Origin of the sequence: Duganella aceris, from assembly GCF_011090165.1 — a bacterium.
GTDB classification, from domain to species: Bacteria; Pseudomonadota; Gammaproteobacteria; order Burkholderiales; family Burkholderiaceae_D; genus Rugamonas; species Rugamonas aceris.
The window spans coordinates 910,585-925,305 of sequence record NZ_JAADJT010000001.1; the positions used below are offsets into that span (position 1 = coordinate 910,585).

General features: G+C 65.4%; 15 protein-coding genes and 1 tRNA gene. 9 read left to right on the forward strand and 7 right to left on the reverse strand.

Features of this window, described 5'->3' with window-relative positions:
- Positions 1–35 precede the first annotated feature (35 nt).
- Genes GW587_RS04055 through gabD form a run of 4 tightly spaced genes read left to right on the forward strand, consistent with a single transcriptional unit; the run spans position 36 to position 5,486 of the window.
- Positions 36–1,547, forward strand: coding sequence for a polyamine aminopropyltransferase (locus GW587_RS04055; RefSeq protein WP_166098784.1), 1,512 nt, complete (start codon positions 36–38; stop codon positions 1,545–1,547).
- Complete coding sequence (locus tag GW587_RS04060) at positions 1,547–3,157, forward strand: NAD(P)-binding protein (RefSeq protein ID WP_166098786.1); 1,611 nt, start codon at positions 1,547–1,549, stop codon at positions 3,155–3,157. The genes GW587_RS04055 and GW587_RS04060 overlap by 1 nt, the downstream gene beginning before the upstream one ends.
- A 12-nt stretch (positions 3,158–3,169) precedes the next feature.
- On the forward strand, positions 3,170–4,012 hold the full coding sequence (locus GW587_RS04065) for a polyphosphate kinase 2 family protein (RefSeq protein WP_166098788.1): 843 nt from the start codon (positions 3,170–3,172) through the stop codon (positions 4,010–4,012).
- A 19-nt stretch (positions 4,013–4,031) separates the two neighbouring features.
- The gene (gene gabD / locus GW587_RS04070) at positions 4,032–5,486 is read left to right on the forward strand and encodes an NADP-dependent succinate-semialdehyde dehydrogenase (protein ID WP_166098790.1); all 1,455 of its coding nucleotides are present in this window, start codon (positions 4,032–4,034) and stop codon (positions 5,484–5,486) included.
- Here gabD and GW587_RS04075 read toward each other — a convergent pair.
- Complete coding sequence (locus tag GW587_RS04075) at positions 5,458–6,522, reverse strand: extracellular catalytic domain type 2 short-chain-length polyhydroxyalkanoate depolymerase (protein ID WP_229259271.1); 1,065 nt, start codon at positions 6,520–6,522, stop codon at positions 5,458–5,460. The genes gabD and GW587_RS04075 overlap by 29 nt on opposite strands.
- A gap of 156 nt (positions 6,523–6,678) precedes the next feature.
- On the opposite strand from GW587_RS04075, the gene GW587_RS04080 reads away from it, so the two are divergent.
- The gene (locus GW587_RS04080; protein WP_166098793.1) at positions 6,679–7,278 is read left to right on the forward strand and encodes a glutathione peroxidase; all 600 of its coding nucleotides are present in this window, start codon (positions 6,679–6,681) and stop codon (positions 7,276–7,278) included.
- Here GW587_RS04080 and GW587_RS04085 read toward each other — a convergent pair whose 3' ends face one another.
- Positions 7,279–7,671 carry a rhodanese-like domain-containing protein gene (locus GW587_RS04085; RefSeq protein WP_166099161.1) on the reverse strand — a complete coding sequence of 131 codons (393 nt, stop codon included), beginning with the start codon at positions 7,669–7,671 and terminating at the stop codon, positions 7,279–7,281. It abuts the gene before it with no gap.
- Between the two features lie 96 nt (positions 7,672–7,767).
- Between GW587_RS04085 and ftrA the strand changes: the two genes are divergently transcribed.
- Both ftrA and GW587_RS04095 read left to right on the forward strand, forming a co-directional pair.
- The gene (ftrA, locus tag GW587_RS04090) at positions 7,768–8,724 is read left to right on the forward strand and encodes a transcriptional regulator FtrA (protein ID WP_166098795.1); all 957 of its coding nucleotides are present in this window, start codon (positions 7,768–7,770) and stop codon (positions 8,722–8,724) included.
- 42 nt (positions 8,725–8,766) lie between these two features.
- The gene (locus GW587_RS04095; RefSeq protein WP_166098798.1) at positions 8,767–9,126 is read left to right on the forward strand and encodes a DUF1428 domain-containing protein; all 360 of its coding nucleotides are present in this window, start codon (positions 8,767–8,769) and stop codon (positions 9,124–9,126) included.
- On the opposite strand, the gene GW587_RS04100 is transcribed toward GW587_RS04095, so the two are convergent.
- The 3 genes from GW587_RS04100 to GW587_RS04110 are packed head-to-tail and all read right to left on the reverse strand — an operon-like array spanning position 9,123 to position 12,327.
- The gene (locus tag GW587_RS04100) at positions 9,123–10,976 is read right to left on the reverse strand and encodes a chorismate-binding protein (protein WP_166098800.1); all 1,854 of its coding nucleotides are present in this window, start codon (positions 10,974–10,976) and stop codon (positions 9,123–9,125) included. The two genes, GW587_RS04095 and GW587_RS04100, sit on opposite strands and share 4 nt — an antisense overlap.
- Before the next feature lie 7 nt (positions 10,977–10,983).
- Positions 10,984–11,559 (reverse strand): nucleoid occlusion factor SlmA, encoded by a 576-nt coding sequence (slmA, locus tag GW587_RS04105; RefSeq protein ID WP_166098802.1) that lies wholly within the window; start codon positions 11,557–11,559, stop codon positions 10,984–10,986.
- A 42-nt stretch (positions 11,560–11,601) separates the two neighbouring features.
- Positions 11,602–12,327: a pyrimidine 5'-nucleotidase gene (locus tag GW587_RS04110; RefSeq protein ID WP_166098803.1), complete on the reverse strand. Its 726-nt coding sequence runs from the start codon at positions 12,325–12,327 to the stop codon at positions 11,602–11,604.
- 29 nt (positions 12,328–12,356) lie between these two features.
- Here GW587_RS04110 and GW587_RS04115 point away from each other — a divergent pair, with 29 nt between their 5' ends.
- Positions 12,357–13,259, forward strand: a complete 903-nt coding sequence (locus GW587_RS04115; RefSeq protein ID WP_166098805.1) for a TraB/GumN family protein — start codon at positions 12,357–12,359, stop codon at positions 13,257–13,259.
- A 24-nt stretch (positions 13,260–13,283) separates the two neighbouring features.
- Here GW587_RS04115 and GW587_RS04120 read toward each other — a convergent pair.
- A tRNA-Thr gene (locus tag GW587_RS04120) sits at positions 13,284–13,358 on the reverse strand.
- 54 nt (positions 13,359–13,412) lie between these two features.
- Positions 13,413–14,306, reverse strand: a complete 894-nt coding sequence (gene argB, locus GW587_RS04125; protein WP_117012405.1) for an acetylglutamate kinase — start codon at positions 14,304–14,306, stop codon at positions 13,413–13,415.
- Between the two features lie 166 nt (positions 14,307–14,472).
- On the opposite strand from argB, the gene GW587_RS04130 reads away from it, so the two are divergent.
- Positions 14,473–14,682 (forward strand): cysteine-rich CWC family protein, encoded by a 210-nt coding sequence (locus GW587_RS04130; protein WP_166098808.1) that lies wholly within the window; start codon positions 14,473–14,475, stop codon positions 14,680–14,682.
- The last annotated feature ends 39 nt before the right edge of the window (positions 14,683–14,721 follow it).

The window sequence follows — 14,721 nt, forward strand, 5'->3', positions numbered from 1 at the left end:
AATGATTCGTTGATAATAATGCAGAAAAGCCCTCGATGAACAAAAAGATTCTCATATTGTCGGTGTTTGTGGTCGCTTCCTGCGGGCTGGCGTACGAGTTGATCGCCGGGGCGCTATCGAGCTACCTGCTGGGCGATTCGGTGCTGCAGTTCTCGACCATCATCGGATGTTATCTGTTTGCGATGGGCGTCGGCGCGCACTTCTCCAAATACGTGCGCGACGAGGACGTGCTGGCGCGCTTCGTCGATATCGAACTGGCGGTCGGCCTGGTCGGCGGCGTCTCGGCGGCGGTGCTGTTCCTGACCTTCTCGTGGATGGCGGCGCCGTTCCGCACGCTGCTGTACACGATGGTGTTTTTGATCGGCGTGTTCGTCGGCATGGAGGTGCCGTTGGTGATGCGCGCCTTGAACGCGCGCCATACCGAGTTCAATGAACTGGTGAGCCGGGTGCTGACCTTCGATTACCTGGGCGCGCTGGCGGTGTCGCTGCTGTTCCCGTTGGTGCTGGCGCCGTATCTGGGCCTGGTCCGCACCGGCTTCCTGTTCGGGATGCTGAATATCGGCGTCGCCCTGTGGACAATTTCGGTGTTCCGCACAGAGCTGAAAAATGTCGGTGGCCGCATGTTGCGCGCCTGCGCGGTGTTGTGCGCGCTGGTGTTCGGCTTCGCCTTCGCCGACAAGCTGACCTACTGGGGCGAGCATGGCCTGTTCGGCGACGAGATCGTGTACGCCACCACCACGCCGTACCAGCGGCTGGTGATCACGCGCTGGCAGGACGACCTGCGGCTGTACATCAACGGCAACCTGCAATTCTCGTCGCGCGACGAGTACCGTTATCACGAGGCGCTGGTGCATCCGGTGCTGGAGGCGCTGCCGTGGGCGCGGCGGGTGCTGGTGCTGGGCGGCGGCGACGGCCTGGCCTTGCGCGAGATCCTGCGCTATCCTAACATCCAGCAGGTCACGCTGGTCGACCTGGATCCGGCGATGACCGGCGCCTTCGCGCAGCGCGCGGAACTGGTCAAGCTGAATCACGGTTCGCTCAGCGACAAGCGGGTGCGCGTCATCAACGCCGACGCGGCGATCTGGCTGCAGCACACGCAGGAGATGTTCGACGCGGTGATCGTCGATTTCCCCGATCCGTCCAGCTTCGCGCTCGGCAAGCTGTACTCGGTGCCGTTCTACGGCATGGTGCGCAAGCACCTGGCGGCCAACGGGCTGATGACGGTGCAATCGACGTCGCCGTTCTTCGCGCCGCACGCCTACTGGACCATCGATGCCACGCTGCGCGAGGTCGGCATGAAGACCTGGCCGTATCACGCCTACGTGCCGTCGTTCGGCGAATGGGGCTTCATCCTGGCCTCGCCGCAGGCGGACTACACGCCGCCGACGACATACCGTTTGCCGATGCGCTACCTGAACGCCGACACCACGCGCGAGATGTTCACTTTTCCGCCCGATATGAAGGCGCTGCCGATGGCGCCGAACCGCTTGAACACGCAATCGCTGGTGCACGAGTTCGAGCAGGATTGGCGCAGGGTGATCCGCTGATGCTGCGCCGTTCATTTTTGGTCTGGGCCGGCGCCAGCGGCCTGGCCGCCGCCGGCAGCGTGGCCGCTTTCCAGCGCTGGCAGGAGATCACGCCGGCGCTGCATTATCCGGGCCGCGACGAGGGCCATTTTCTCCGCGACCGCCGCGCGCTGCCGCCGCCGTCGCGGGTGATCCATACCGACATCGCCATCCTCGGTTCCGGCATCGCCGGGCTGACCGCCGCGTGGAAGCTGAAAAAGCTGGGCAAGACCGATGTGCTGATGATCGACGGCCCGCAACCGCACGGTAACGCCGCCGGCGGCGCCTTCGGCGAATACGAATATCCGACCGGCGCGCATTATCTGCCGCTGCCGTCGCCGGAATCGACGCACGTGCGCGAGATCCTGGCCGACCTGGGCATCATCCAGAAGGATGCGATGGCGGAGAAGCCGTATTACGACGAGCGCTTCATCCTGCACGGACCGGAGGAGCGGCTGCTGTTCAACGGCCACTGGCAGGACGGCTTTATCCCCACCGACGGCGTGCCGCAATGGGAGCTGGACCAGCACAAGCGCTTCTTCGCCGAGGTGGAACGGCTGCGCGGCACGCACGGCGCCGACGGCCGCCGCGTGTTCGTGTTCCCGACCGTGATGTCGTCGGAAGACCCGCAATGGCAGGCGCTGGACCGCATCTCGCTCAAGCAGTGGATGGAGCGGGAGGGCTACACCGCACCGACCCTGCACTGGTACCTGAACTACTGCTGCCGCGACGATTACGGCACGCGCTATGACAAGGTGTCGGCGTGGGCCGGGCTGCATTACTATTGCAGCCGCTGGGGCCAGGCCGCCAACGCCGGCAACGGCGCCTGGCTGACCTGGCCCGGCGGCCTGCAACCGCTGGCCAGCGGCATGGAGCGATCAGCCGGCGTCAAGCGCATGGCGGGGACGGTGGTGTCGCTGAAAAAAACGGCGGGCGGCGTCGAGGCGCTGTGCTTCAAGCTGGAGGGCGGCAAGCCGGTCACGTATCTGGTCCGCGCCCGCAAGGCGATCTGCGCGATGCCGGTGTACGTCGCGGCGCGGGTTGTGGATAACATCGGAGATTACGGTTTCGATCCGGCGAAGCACATCCCCGAGTACGCGCCGTGGATGGTGGCCAACTTCCTGCTCAAGCGCTTTCCCGACGAGCTTCCAAGCCAACCCCTATCGTGGGACAACGTGGTCTACAGCGAGCCGGGGCTGGGCTTCGTGGTGTCGACGCACCAGGACATCCGCGTGCGGCCGCCGGAGCAGACCGTGTTCAGCGCCTACGTCGCGCTGTCGGACCGCAAGGCCAGCAGCGCGCGCCACTGGATGGCGTCGGCCAAGCCGGAGGAGTTGCTGGCGCTGGCCAGCGCCGATCTGAAGACGGCTTACGGCGCGCAGTTCGCCGCTTGCGTCGAGCGGGTCGACATCACGTTGCGCGGCCATGCGATGGCGGTGCCGTGGCCGAATTTCCGCGGCAACGCCGGCATGAAAGCCTTGCGCGAAGTCGACGGCCCGATTCTGTTCGCGCACGCGGACTTGTCCGGCTTCTCGGTGTTCGAGGAGGCCGCGTGGTGGGGCTACCGTGCCGCAGGGCTCGCCGCTAAGTGATATTCTTCAGCCATGACACATGACGCCCGCCAGCGCTTTCGCGCCTCCGCCAAACAGAAACTGCGAGATGAAGACGCTGGCGACAGCGCCTTCTCCAGCCGTGCCGCCAACCCCAAGCTGAGCAAGTCCAAAGGCAAGGCGCTCGACATCGCGCGCACCGCCGCGCTGATTTCGCGCATCGGCGCCTTGCAGGACAAGCTGTACGCGCAGCACAAGCAGAAGGTGCTGCTGATCCTGCAAGGCATGGACACCTCCGGCAAGGATGGCACGGTGCGCGCCATGTTCAGCGGCATCAGCCCGATGGGCATCCGCGCCGCAGCCTTCAAGGCGCCGACCGACAACGAACTGGCGCACGATTACCTGTGGCGCGTGCACCAGCAGGTGCCGGTCAGCGGCGAGATCGCGATCTTCAACCGCAGCCATTACGAGGACGTGCTGATCACCAGCGTCCAGGGCTGGATCGACGACAAGGAGTGCAAACGGCGCTACCAGCAGATTTGCGACTTTGAGCGTATGCTGGCCGAAACCGGCACCGTGATCGTCAAGGTGTTCCTGCACATCTCCAAGGAGGAGCAGCGCGAGCGCCTGCAGGAGCGGCTGGACGACCCGGACAAGCAGTGGAAGTTCAACCCGGCCGACGTCGAGCAGCGCAAGAAGTGGGACGACTATCTGCGGGCGTACGAAAAGGCGATCCGCGCCACCGATGTGCCGCACGCGCCGTGGTACATCGTACCGGCCAACTCCAAGACCCACCGCAACCTGGTGATCGCCAGCCTGTTGCTGGAGACGCTGGAAGGGATGGAGCTGAGCTATCCGCCGCCGCATCCCGACCTGTCGTCGTTCAAGGTCGAATAGCCATTCAAGGAGCACTCGCATGCCGCAACTGAAAGACACTTCGCTTCTGCGCCAGCAGGCCTACATCAACGGCGAGTGGCTGGACGCCGACAACGGCGCCACGCTGGCGGTGACCAATCCCGCCACCGGCGAGCAGCTCGGCACTATTCCGCTGATGGGCGCGGCCGAGACCAGGCGTGCCATCGACGCCGCCAACGCCGCCTGGCCGGCCTGGCGCAAGAAGACCGCCAGGGAGCGCGCTGCCATCCTGCGCAAGTGGAATGACCTGATCCTGGAAAACACCGAAGACCTGGCGCAGCTGATGACGGCCGAGCAGGGCAAGCCGCTGTCAGAGTCGCGCGGCGAAGTCGCGTACGGCGCGTCGTTCATCGAATGGTTCGGTGAGGAGGCCAAGCGGGTCGCCGGCGAGACGCTGGCGTCGCCGTGGCCGGATCGTCGCCTGCTGGTGACCAAGGAGCCGATCGGCGTCTGCGCCGCGATCACGCCGTGGAATTTCCCGATCGCGATGATCACCCGCAAGGCCGGCCCGGCGCTGGCCGCCGGCTGCACCATGGTGCTCAAGCCGGCCGAGTCGACGCCGTACTGCGCGCTGGCGCTGGCGGTCCTCGCCGAGCGCGCCGGCGTGCCGGCCGGCGTATTCAGCGTGGTCACCGGCACGCCGAAGGACATCGGCGGCGAGATGACCTCGAACCCAATCGTGCGCAAGCTGACCTTCACCGGTTCCACCGCTGTCGGCAAGCTGCTGATGCAGCAAAGCGCCGCGACGATCAAGAAACTGTCGCTGGAACTGGGCGGCAACGCGCCGTTCATCGTGTTCGACGACGCCGACCTGGACGCGGCGGTCGAAGGCGCGCTGGCGTCCAAGTACCGCAACGCCGGCCAGACCTGCGTCTGCGCCAACCGCATCTATGTGCAGGATGGCGTCTACGACCAGTTCGCCGACAAGCTGGTGGCCGCCGTCGCCAAGCTCAAGGTCGGCAACGGGGTCGAGCCGGGCGTGACGCAAGGCCCGCTGATCGACGAGAAGGCGGTGCAAAAGGTCGAGCAGCACGTGGCCGACGCGCTGGCCAAGGGCGGCCGCCTGCTCACCGGCGGCAAGCGACACGCGCTGGGCCACGGCTTCTTCGAGCCGACCGTGATCGCCGATGTCGGCAACGACATGATCGTCGCCACCGAGGAGACCTTCGGTCCGCTGGCGCCGCTGTTCCGCTTCAGCACCGACGAGGAGGCGGTGGCGCTGGCCAACAACACCGAGTTTGGCCTGGCCAGTTATTTCTATTCGCGCGACATCGGCCGCATCTGGCGCGTCGCCGAAGGGCTGGAAAGCGGCATGGTCGGCGTCAACACCGGGCTGATCTCCAACGAGGTCGCGCCGTTCGGCGGCGTCAAGCAATCCGGCCTGGGGCGCGAGGGTTCGCACTATGGGCTGGACGAGTTCCTGGTCATCAAGTACATCTGTCTCGGCGGCATCTGAGCGGCGGCTCGCCGGCGATCGCCGTCACGCCGGTCAGCCGGTCCACCATGCGTTTGACGGCCGCCATCTGGCGGCCGCTTTTTTGCGCGTAGCGGGTGTCGTCGTAGGCGAACCAGTCCCAGCACGCGTTCGGGTTGGTGAACGGGTACAGCGCCGACGCCTGCGGATACAGCACCAGCAAGCGGTTGTTGTCGGCCCAGGCGTTGTAGCCGGCGCGCCGTACGAAGGTGGTGCCGATGTCGTCCAGATCCTGCAGGCAGCCGTGAAAGGCAACGTGCAGCCGGCAGCCCTGGCCGTTGACGCCGTCGTCGCAGGCCGGCGGCACGTACAGGTAGCCGGTGTCCGCCATGCCGTGCCAGCCGGGCAGCGAGATGAATTCCGATTGGTCGAAGGCGATGAAGCGGCCGGCCGGATTGGCGCGCGCCGCCAGCGGGCCGTAGATCCAGTTCAGCAGTTCCCCGGCCGCGTCGTAGTCGCAGTCGTTGATGTAGGGCGAACCCAAGGTCAGGCAGCTGTTGCCGTAGTTATCGGTCGGCATCGCGTGCTCGGCGTTCAGGTTGCGCTTGTAGAAGATGCGGTTGGCGTCGATGTAGTGACGGTAGTAGGTGTTGAGGTCGTTCATCACCGGCTGCGGCACCACCGAATCGGCGCTGCCGGACAGCATCCAGACGCGGTGACCGGCCATGGCGCTGGTGGGATCGATGGTTTGCGCGGCGGCGAACCAGTCGGTGATGGCGATCAGGTCCGGCACGCGGGTGCCGCCGGGCCGCACGCGGCAGCTGAACAGCTCGATAGTGCAACTGCAACTGGTGGTGGCGATGTACACGCTGCCCTGCGAACAGAAATATGGCCCGCCGGCGATGACCCCGGCGCCGGTCACCGTGCGCGAGAACGCGACCTCGAACTGCACCGCCATGAAGGCGCCGGACGACAGGCCGGAGACGCTGACCTGGCCGGCCTTCATCGCCGGCAGCGACACCACCTGCGCCGGCGCGGCGCCGCATAGCAATACCAGCACAAGCAATATCCAACGCATGGCGACCTCCTTCGGCATCCACGACGATAGCGCTCGGGCGGCGGGCTTGTTTAATTACCGTCAATCGTGCGCATGGAACGATTTTTTTGGCTTAATCGGCAAGTTTGGCGGGATTGGCATAGAATGATTTTTTTATTCATTTCGGCGCCCATCATCATGTCCAAATCCTTCGCCCAGTTGTGCCTCGTTTCCTCGCTGACCATGCTGGCGGGCGCGTCCGCGTTCGCACAAGCGCCCGCCGCAGCCCCGGCGGCCGCGCCGGCGGCGGTGGGCAGCTGCCCGGCCATCCTCAAGCAAACCTTCAAGCGCCTGCAGGACGAGGCGCCGCAGGACCTGTGCCAGTATTCCGGCAAGGTGATCCTGGTGGTGAACACCGCCAGTTATTGCGGTTTTACCAACCAATATGAAGGGCTGGAAGGCTTGTATGCCAAATACGGCAGCAAGGGCCTGGTGGTGCTCGGCTTCCCGTCGAACGATTTTGGCCAGCAGGAGCCGGGCAGCAGCAAGGAGATCGCCGATTTCTGCTACAACACCTACGGCGTCAAGTTCCCGATGTTCGCCAAGTCGGTGGTGTCCGGCAAGGAGCCGAATCCGCTGTTCGCCAACCTGATCAAGGTCACCGGCAAGGCGCCGGCCTGGAACTTCCACAAATACCTGATCGGCCGCGACGGCAAGGTGGTGGATAACTTCGGCAGCAAGGTCACCCCGACCGACAAGACCCTGGTCGGCGCGGTGGAAAAAGCGCTGGCGATGTAATCAGCCGCTGGCCAGGGCGAAACCTTCGTCCAGCCAGCCGGTGATGCCGCCGGTCATCAGCTTGACCGGCCGGCCCAGCTGCGCCAGCCGCACGGCGGCGCGGGCCGCGCCGTTGCAGTGCGGTCCGGCGCAATACACCACGAACAGCGTGTCGGCCGGGAACTCGGCCAGCTTCGAGGCGATGATCTTGCGCTGCGCCAAGTCCAAAGCGCCCGGCACGTGGCCGGCCGCGTATTTCTCCGTGCCGCGCACATCCAGTAAAACAAAATCCTGTTGGCCGCCGGTCAGCGCATCGTGCACGTCCCAGCAGTCGGTTTCATAGGCGAAGCTGGCTTCGAAGTGGGCCAGGGCGAGCGTGCTGGCGGCGGCGGGTACGGCGCTGACGAGGGACATCATGATCTCCTGCGTGGGTGGATGATGCACTCATTGTGCCGCCGCGCCGCCATCGTCGGCAGTGGCGCATCTGCCATAGTGCGTTAAGATAACGCCATGAAAAGACATCTTGTGGTCGTGCTGGCCTACGACCGGCTGTGCACGTTCGAGTTCGGCTGCGCGGTCGAGCTGTTCGCGCTGGAGCGCCCGGAACTGGGCGTGGATTGGTACGACTTCGCCGTCTGCGCCATCGAGCCGGGGCCGATCTGCGCCGCCGGCGGCATCACGGTGCAGGCACCGTACGCGCCCGAATTGCTGGCGCTGGCCGACACCATCATCATTCCCGGCTGGCGCGATGCCGACGAGGCGCCGCCGCCGCAGTTGCTGGAGTGGATGCGCGCCGCCCACCTTCGCGGCGCGCGCCTGTGCTCTATCTGCTCCGGGGTGTTCGTGCTGGCCGCCGCCGGCTTGCTCGACGGCCAGCGCGCCACCACCCACTGGCGCTATGCCGAAAAACTGGCGCGGCGTTATCCGTCGATCGAGGTGCAGCCGGATCATCTGTACGTCGACAACGGCCGGATCATCACCGCCGCCGGCTCGGCCGCCGGGCTGGACATGCTGCTGCATGTGGTGCGGCGCGATCACGGCGCGCGCGTCGGCAACCTGGTGGCGCAGCGGCTGGTGGTGGCGCCGCATCGCGAAGGCGGGCAGGCGCAATTCCTGCCGCGGCCGATGGCGCAGGGCGAGCAGGGACGCTTGTCGAAATTGATGGACTGGCTGCGCAGCCATCCGGCGCAGCCGCACACGGTGGCCAGCATGGCCGCGCGCGCCGCGATGAGTCCGCGCACCTTGCAGCGCCAGTTCCAGCAGGCCACCGGCCAGGGGCCGATCGAGTGGCTGATCCGCGAACGCGTGGCCATCGTCAAGGACCTGCTCGAAGTGCCGGACCTGCCGCTGGCGCGCATCGCCGAGCGCGCCGGCTTTGCTTCCGAGGAATCGCTGCGCCACCACTTCCGCCGCCTGGCCGCGACCACGCCGGGCGCGTACCGGCGCCGTTTTGTGCGCGAGGCGTGAAGTGCTAACCTAGGCGCTCCACTCACCCACAAGGAGACGGTCATGGCATACGTAGATGGTTTTGTGATTCCTGTACCCAAGGAAAACCTGGAGGCGTACAAGAAGATGTCGCTGGAGTGCGGCAAGGTCTGGAAGGAATTCGGCGCACTGCAATTTCGCGAAACGGTGGGCGACGATGTCCCGCCCGGCAAGGTGACGTCGTTCCCGCTCAGCGTCGACCTGAAGGAAAACGAGGCGGTGGTGTTTTCGTGGATCGTCTACGAGTCGCGCGCCAGGCGCGATGAGATCAACGAGAAGGTGATGAAGGATCCGCGCATCGCCTCCTACATGGATCCGAAGAACATGCCGTTCGACGGCAAGCGCATGATCTACGGCGGCTTCGAGATGATGATCGATCTTTAAAGCACGGCCTTCAGCACGCCGCGCAGCGCGTTGCAGACGATGAGGTCGTCGGCGGCGTCGAGCATGGCGCGGGTGATCGTCGCTTCTTCGGCGTTCCAGTCGGGATCGTCCAGCAGCACGCCGCGCATCACGCCCGGCAGCAGGCCGCTGCCCAGCGGCGGCGTCAGCCAGCGGCCGCCGATGCGGACGAACACGTTGCTGCGGCCGCCCTCGGTCAACTCGCCGCGCTGGTTGAAGAACAGCGTGTCGAACCCGCCTTGCGCTTCGGCGTCGCGCCAGGCTTCATCGTAGCGGGCGCGGATGCTGGTCTTGTGCCGCAGGAACAGGTCGTCGCTGCTGGTGGCGTCGGCCGCCAGCAGTACCCGCACCGTGTCCGCCAGCGGCGCCAGCGGCGCGTGCTGCACCGAGAACGCGCCCGACGACGACAAGGCCAGCCGCAGCCGGTAGACGGGGCTGGACGGCGCCAGCATGGCGCAGGCGGTATCGACGTAGGCGTCGGCCGCCGCCGCGTCCCACGGGAAGCCGAAGTAGGCGGCCGATGCGGCCAGCCGCTTCAGGTGGCGTTCGCGATGGCGCACGCCGCCGCCCGGCGTGGCGCGCATGGTCTCGAATATCTCGAAGTCGTTTTGCAGACCGGTGAGGAAGCGCGCCTTGAGCTGGCATTCGGCGAATTCGTCCTTGGCGTCGCTGTCGTGAACGATGCCGGCGCCGACGCCCATTTCGCCGCGCCGCACGCCGCCGGCGTCGGGGGCTTGCAGGGTCAGGGTGCGGATCGGCACCGACATGCAGAAGTCGCCGATGCGCTGTCCGCTCGTCGGATCGAACCAGCCGATGGCGCCGGTGTAGATGCCGCGCGGATCCGGCTCCAGTTCGCGGATGATTTCCATGGTGCGCCGCTTGGGGGCGCCGGTGATCGAGCCGCAGGGGTAGAGCGCGTCGAAGACCTCGCCCAGCGTGGCGTCGGCGCGCAGCCTGGCGGTGATGGTCGAGGTCATTTGCAGCACGCTGCTGTAGCGGTGCACTTCGAACAGCGCCGGCACCTCGACGCTGCCGGTGTCGGCGATGCGCGCGACGTCGTTGCGCAGCAGGTCGACGATCATCAGGTTCTCGGCGCGGTTCTTGGGATCGGCGGCCAGGTTGGTGGCGCGCAGGATGTTCTCGGCGGTCTGGTTGGCCGGGGCGGCTTGCGCGGTGCCCTTCATCGGGCGCGCGGTCAGCACGCCGTGCTCGTGGCGCACGAACAGTTCCGGCGACAGCGACAGGATGGCGGTGCCGTCGTCCAGCGCGATCAGGGCGCCGTAGGGCACCGGCTGGCGGCCGCGCAGGCGCGCATACAGCGCGTGGATGCCGCCGAAGGCGTCGAAGCGCAGGCGGTAGGTGTAGTTGACCTGGTAGGTGTGTCCGCGTTCGATGTAGTCGTGGATGCGCGCCAGCGCGGCGCTGAAGACGTCCTGCGTGACGTTGGCGCGGATGCCGGCCACGCCGGCCGGGCGGTCGATCGGGAACGAGCGCGCCGCCAGCCAGTCGCCGACCTGGATCGCGGACAGCTGCGCGCAGTGCGAGAACAGCAGCACCTGCGCCAGCGGCGGCGCGGTCGGTGCCGTCGCGGATGCAGCATCGGGCGCCGCGATCCCCAGCAGCGCGTTGCCCAGCTCATAGCTCAACACCGTGACCGCGTGCTCGCCGCGCGCCAGCGCCGCCTGCATCTGTTGCAGCAGCTGCGGCCAGGCGCCGATATCGTCGCAGCGCAGCGTGCCGGTGTGGCCGGTGTACAGGCGCGAACGCGTGGTGCCTGGCTGGGCGCCTTCCGGGCTGGCGTCGTCCAGCAGCGCGAATACTTCTGTGTTCATTTTCTACTTACGATAACAGCAGGGCGATTTGCAGCGCCGCGTCCTGCGACGGGTGGTTCTTGAAGCCGCTCTTGGCGTAGCGGTGCCAGCGTCCGATGACGAAGCTGGACAGCATGCAGGCGCGCGCCTGCACGTCCGCCTCGTGCGCCTGGCCTTCGGTCACGGCGAGGCGCAAGGCCTGCTTCAGCGCCAGCTCGACCCGGTCATAGAACTGGTTCATGCGCGCCTGCAGGCGCTCGTCCTCGTTGAGCAGCGCATCGCCGATCAGCACCCGCGTCATGCCCGGATTCTGGCTGGCGAAGTTGAGCAGCATGCCGACGATGTCGCGCGCCTGCGCCAGACCGTCGTCGTGCCGCTCCGCGATCTGGTTGATCAAGCCGAACACGCTGGTCTCGATGAACTCGATCAGCCCCTCGAACATCTGCGCCTTGCTGGCGAAATGGCGGTACAGCGCGGCCTCGGAAAACTCCAGCTTGCGCGCCAGCGCGGCGGTGGTGATTTTATCGCCCTTGGGCTGTTCCAGCATCTCCGCCAGCGCCTGCAGGATTTGCATGCGGCGCTGGCCCGGCGGTGTGCTTGCCATGTGATCTCGCGGATAAGTGAATGGGAATAAAAATATGGCAATTCAACGCAGGTGGTGCAGACGTGCCGGTAATTTCCTGACAGATTTTACTTTGACATCGACATAAGCGGGGCGAATTAAGCGCTTTTGCGGATGGGCCAGGCCGGCGGTGTCGCCGATCGTCAGGTATTGCGTGACCCAGGCGGTGCGCATGCCCAGCGCGTGCGCGCTGCGCAGATTGGCCAGCGTGTCCTCGACCAGGATGCAGCGCTGCGGCTGCAGGCCGAGGCGGCGCATCAGCCGGCGCAGCATCAGCTTGGACGGCTTGGGACGCATCTGCCGGTGCACCGTCATCGCCTCCACCGCGATGTGCTGCTTGAATTGCCGTTGCAGGCCGAGATGGCGCATCACCTGGGTCGAGTAGCGGTGCGGCGCGTTGGTCAGCAGGATCTTGCGGCCGGGCAGGCGCCGCAGCAGCTGGCGCAGTCCGCGTTCGGCGCGGATCATCGAATTGAGGTCGTCGAAGCGGTGGGTCTCGTCGAGAAAGTGCGCCGCCTGCACGCCGTGGTGCTTGACCAGGCCGAGCGTGGTGGCGCCGTAGCGCCGCCAGTACATGGTGCGGGTGGCGTTCACCACTTCCTCGGTGGCGGGGGTGATGCCGTCGCCCAGCACGCGCGCCATGTAGACGTTCATCGCGGCCATGATCGCCGGGAAGATCGAATGCGAGGCATCGTGCAGCGTATTGTCCAGGTCGAACAGCCAGACCGGCGGGTAGCGAGTAATATTCACGTCATCTCTATTAACAAAGGAAACAGTCCATGCAGCGCCTGATTATAGTGATGTTCTGCGGTTTGTTCTGGTTCGCCCCCGGTTTCACGTCGGCGGCGGACAACGCGGCCGCGCCGAATCGCGGCGCGCTGTTCAAGGTCACGCAGGGCGCGCGCACGCTGTACATGTTCGGCACCATCCACGTCGGCGCCAGGGATTTCTATCCGCTGGAGCCGCGCGTGGCGGCCGTGTTGAAAAAGGCGCCGGTGCTGGCGCTGGAGATCGATCCGCTGAGCGACCCGCAGCAGCTGGCCGGCGCGGTGCAGCGGCATGGCATGCTGGCCAAGGGCGCGGCGCCGGTGCTGACGCCGGCCTGGCGCGCGCGGCTCGACCGTTTGCTCAAGCAGTACAACATCGAACCGGAGTCGGTGGCGATGATGAAGCCGTGGCTGCTGGCCAGCCTGCTGACGGTCAGCGAGTTCGCGGCCCAGGGCTACGACGCGGCGCTGGCGGTGGACGCGCATCTGTCGCAGCAGGCGCATGCCGCCGGCCAGAAAGTCGTCGAGCTGGAATCGGTGGAGAGCCAGATGGCGCTGTTCAACCAGATGGTGCCCGCCGATCAGCTGCTGTTCCTGCAGGAGACCATCAGCGGCATCGAGGACAAGGAGCAGGCGGCGCAGGCGGAGGAGATCGCCCGGGCGTGGAAGCGCGCCGACATCAAGGCGCTGGACGCGATGGCGCTCAAGGCGGAGCAGGACCAGACCTTTTCGGGCCGCTTCGTGCAGAAGGTGTTGCTGGATGGCCGCAATCCGGCGCTGGCCGATGGCATGGCCAAGCTGATGGCGCGGGAAAACAACAGTATCGCGGCGGTGGGTGTGCTGCATTTGCTCGGCAAGGGAAGCGTGCCGGAATTGCTGCGCCAGCGCGGCATGAGCGTCGAACGAATTTACTGATGGGGGGAGGGTGCTGCGAAGAGATGGTGCCCTTTACGTGGATTGAACACGTGGCCTCTCCCTTACCAAGGGAGTGCTCTACCACTGAGCTAAAAGGGCGTACTGGTCAGACGATGCACTTGAAATCGAGGCGATTTGTGCATCGCCTTTTTTTCAGTGAGACCGGATCATAGTGCCAAAAGCTTGTTCGGTCAACACCTCGAGCAATAAAGAGTGCTCAATTCGTCCATCAATGATGTGAACGGTGTTGACGCCGGACTTGGCGGCGTCCAGTGCTGATGAAATTTTAGGCAGCATGCCGCCCGAAATCGTACCGTCGGCGAACATCTCGTCGATCTCGCGCGCCGACAGGTCGGTCACCAGATTGCCCTGCTTGTCCTGCACGCCGGCGATGTTGGTCATCATGATCAACTTTTCGGCTTTCAGGATTTCCGCGATCTTGCCGGCGACGACGTCGGCGTTGATGTTGTACGCCTGGCCGTCCTGGCCGAAGCCGATCGGGGAAATGATCGGGATGAAGGCATCGTCCTGCAGCGCCTTGACCACGGCCGGGTTGATCGCGTCGATTTCGCCGACGAAGCCGATGTCGAGGAACTGGCCTGGGTTGTCCTTGTCCGGCATGGCCATCTTCTTGGCGCGGATCAGGCCGCCGTCCTTGCCGGTCAGGCCGACCGCTTGGCCGCCGTAGTGATTAATCAACATCACGATGTCCTGCTGGACTTCGCCGCCCAGCACCCACTCCACCACTTCCATGGTTTCTTCGTCGGTGATGCGCATGCCCTGCACGAAAGTGCCTTGCTTGCCGATTTTTTTCAGCGCGTTGTCGATTTGCGGACCGCCGCCGTGCACCACGACCGGGTTCATGCCGACCAGTTTGAGCAAAATGACATCGCGGGCGAAGCCGTGCTTCAGGCGTTCGTCGGTCATGGCGTTGCCGCCGTATTTGATGACGATGGTTTTGCCGTGGAAGTTACGGATGTAGGGCAGGGCCTCAGCCAGGATCTGCGCCTTGATCTGCGGTGCCACCGCGGTCAAGTCGTCATTCATGCCTAAGTTAAGAAGTTGGGTCATGGCGAGTCCGGTTAGAAATTTTGTGCAATTTTACAGCCTGACGCTGCAATCAACCACGCATTATAGGGCTATCCGGTTGTATTTTCAGAGAAGCTCCGTTACGCTCCCCGCTTATGCGCCTCCACCCGACCGTCTGTTGTAAATGAGTACATGCTCGCGCTGCGGCGCGTCGTTCTCGTGCGCGATGGCGGACGCCGATCCGTCGGCCCCGGCGCAGCCGTGCTGGTGCACCTATTTGCCGGCCGCGCTGCCGGTGCCGTCCGCCCCCGGCGCCAGTTGCTGGTGCCCGGCCTGCCTGAAGCAACACATCGCCGCCCAGCACACGATTGCGACGCCTCAAACTCCGCCCTGACCCCGGTCCGACAATGGTAAATCCATCGGACCGGAGCAC

Excerpts from the sequence above, each read along its gene's own strand:
- GW587_RS04130 (WP_166098808.1), top strand. The coding sequence starts at position 14,473 with ATGAGTACATGCTCGCGCTGCGGCGCGTCGTTCTCGTGCGCGATGGCG.
- argB (WP_117012405.1), bottom strand. The coding sequence starts at position 14,306 with ATGAATGACGACTTGACCGCGGTGGCACCGCAGATCAAGGCGCAGATC.
- GW587_RS04115 (WP_166098805.1), top strand. The coding sequence starts at position 12,357 with ATGCAGCGCCTGATTATAGTGATGTTCTGCGGTTTGTTCTGGTTCGCC.
- slmA (WP_166098802.1), bottom strand. The coding sequence starts at position 11,559 with ATGGCAAGCACACCGCCGGGCCAGCGCCGCATGCAAATCCTGCAGGCG.
- GW587_RS04055 (WP_166098784.1), top strand. The coding sequence starts at position 36 with ATGAACAAAAAGATTCTCATATTGTCGGTGTTTGTGGTCGCTTCCTGC.
- GW587_RS04080 (WP_166098793.1), top strand. The coding sequence starts at position 6,679 with ATGTCCAAATCCTTCGCCCAGTTGTGCCTCGTTTCCTCGCTGACCATG.
- ftrA (WP_166098795.1), top strand. The coding sequence starts at position 7,768 with ATGAAAAGACATCTTGTGGTCGTGCTGGCCTACGACCGGCTGTGCACG.
- GW587_RS04100 (WP_166098800.1), bottom strand. The coding sequence starts at position 10,976 with ATGAACACAGAAGTATTCGCGCTGCTGGACGACGCCAGCCCGGAAGGC.
- GW587_RS04065 (WP_166098788.1), top strand. The coding sequence starts at position 3,170 with ATGACACATGACGCCCGCCAGCGCTTTCGCGCCTCCGCCAAACAGAAA.
- gabD (WP_166098790.1), top strand. The coding sequence starts at position 4,032 with ATGCCGCAACTGAAAGACACTTCGCTTCTGCGCCAGCAGGCCTACATC.
- GW587_RS04060 (WP_166098786.1), top strand. The coding sequence starts at position 1,547 with ATGCTGCGCCGTTCATTTTTGGTCTGGGCCGGCGCCAGCGGCCTGGCC.
- GW587_RS04095 (WP_166098798.1), top strand. The coding sequence starts at position 8,767 with ATGGCATACGTAGATGGTTTTGTGATTCCTGTACCCAAGGAAAACCTG.
- GW587_RS04085 (WP_166099161.1), bottom strand. The coding sequence starts at position 7,671 with ATGTCCCTCGTCAGCGCCGTACCCGCCGCCGCCAGCACGCTCGCCCTG.
- GW587_RS04075 (WP_229259271.1), bottom strand. The coding sequence starts at position 6,522 with ATGCGTTGGATATTGCTTGTGCTGGTATTGCTATGCGGCGCCGCGCCG.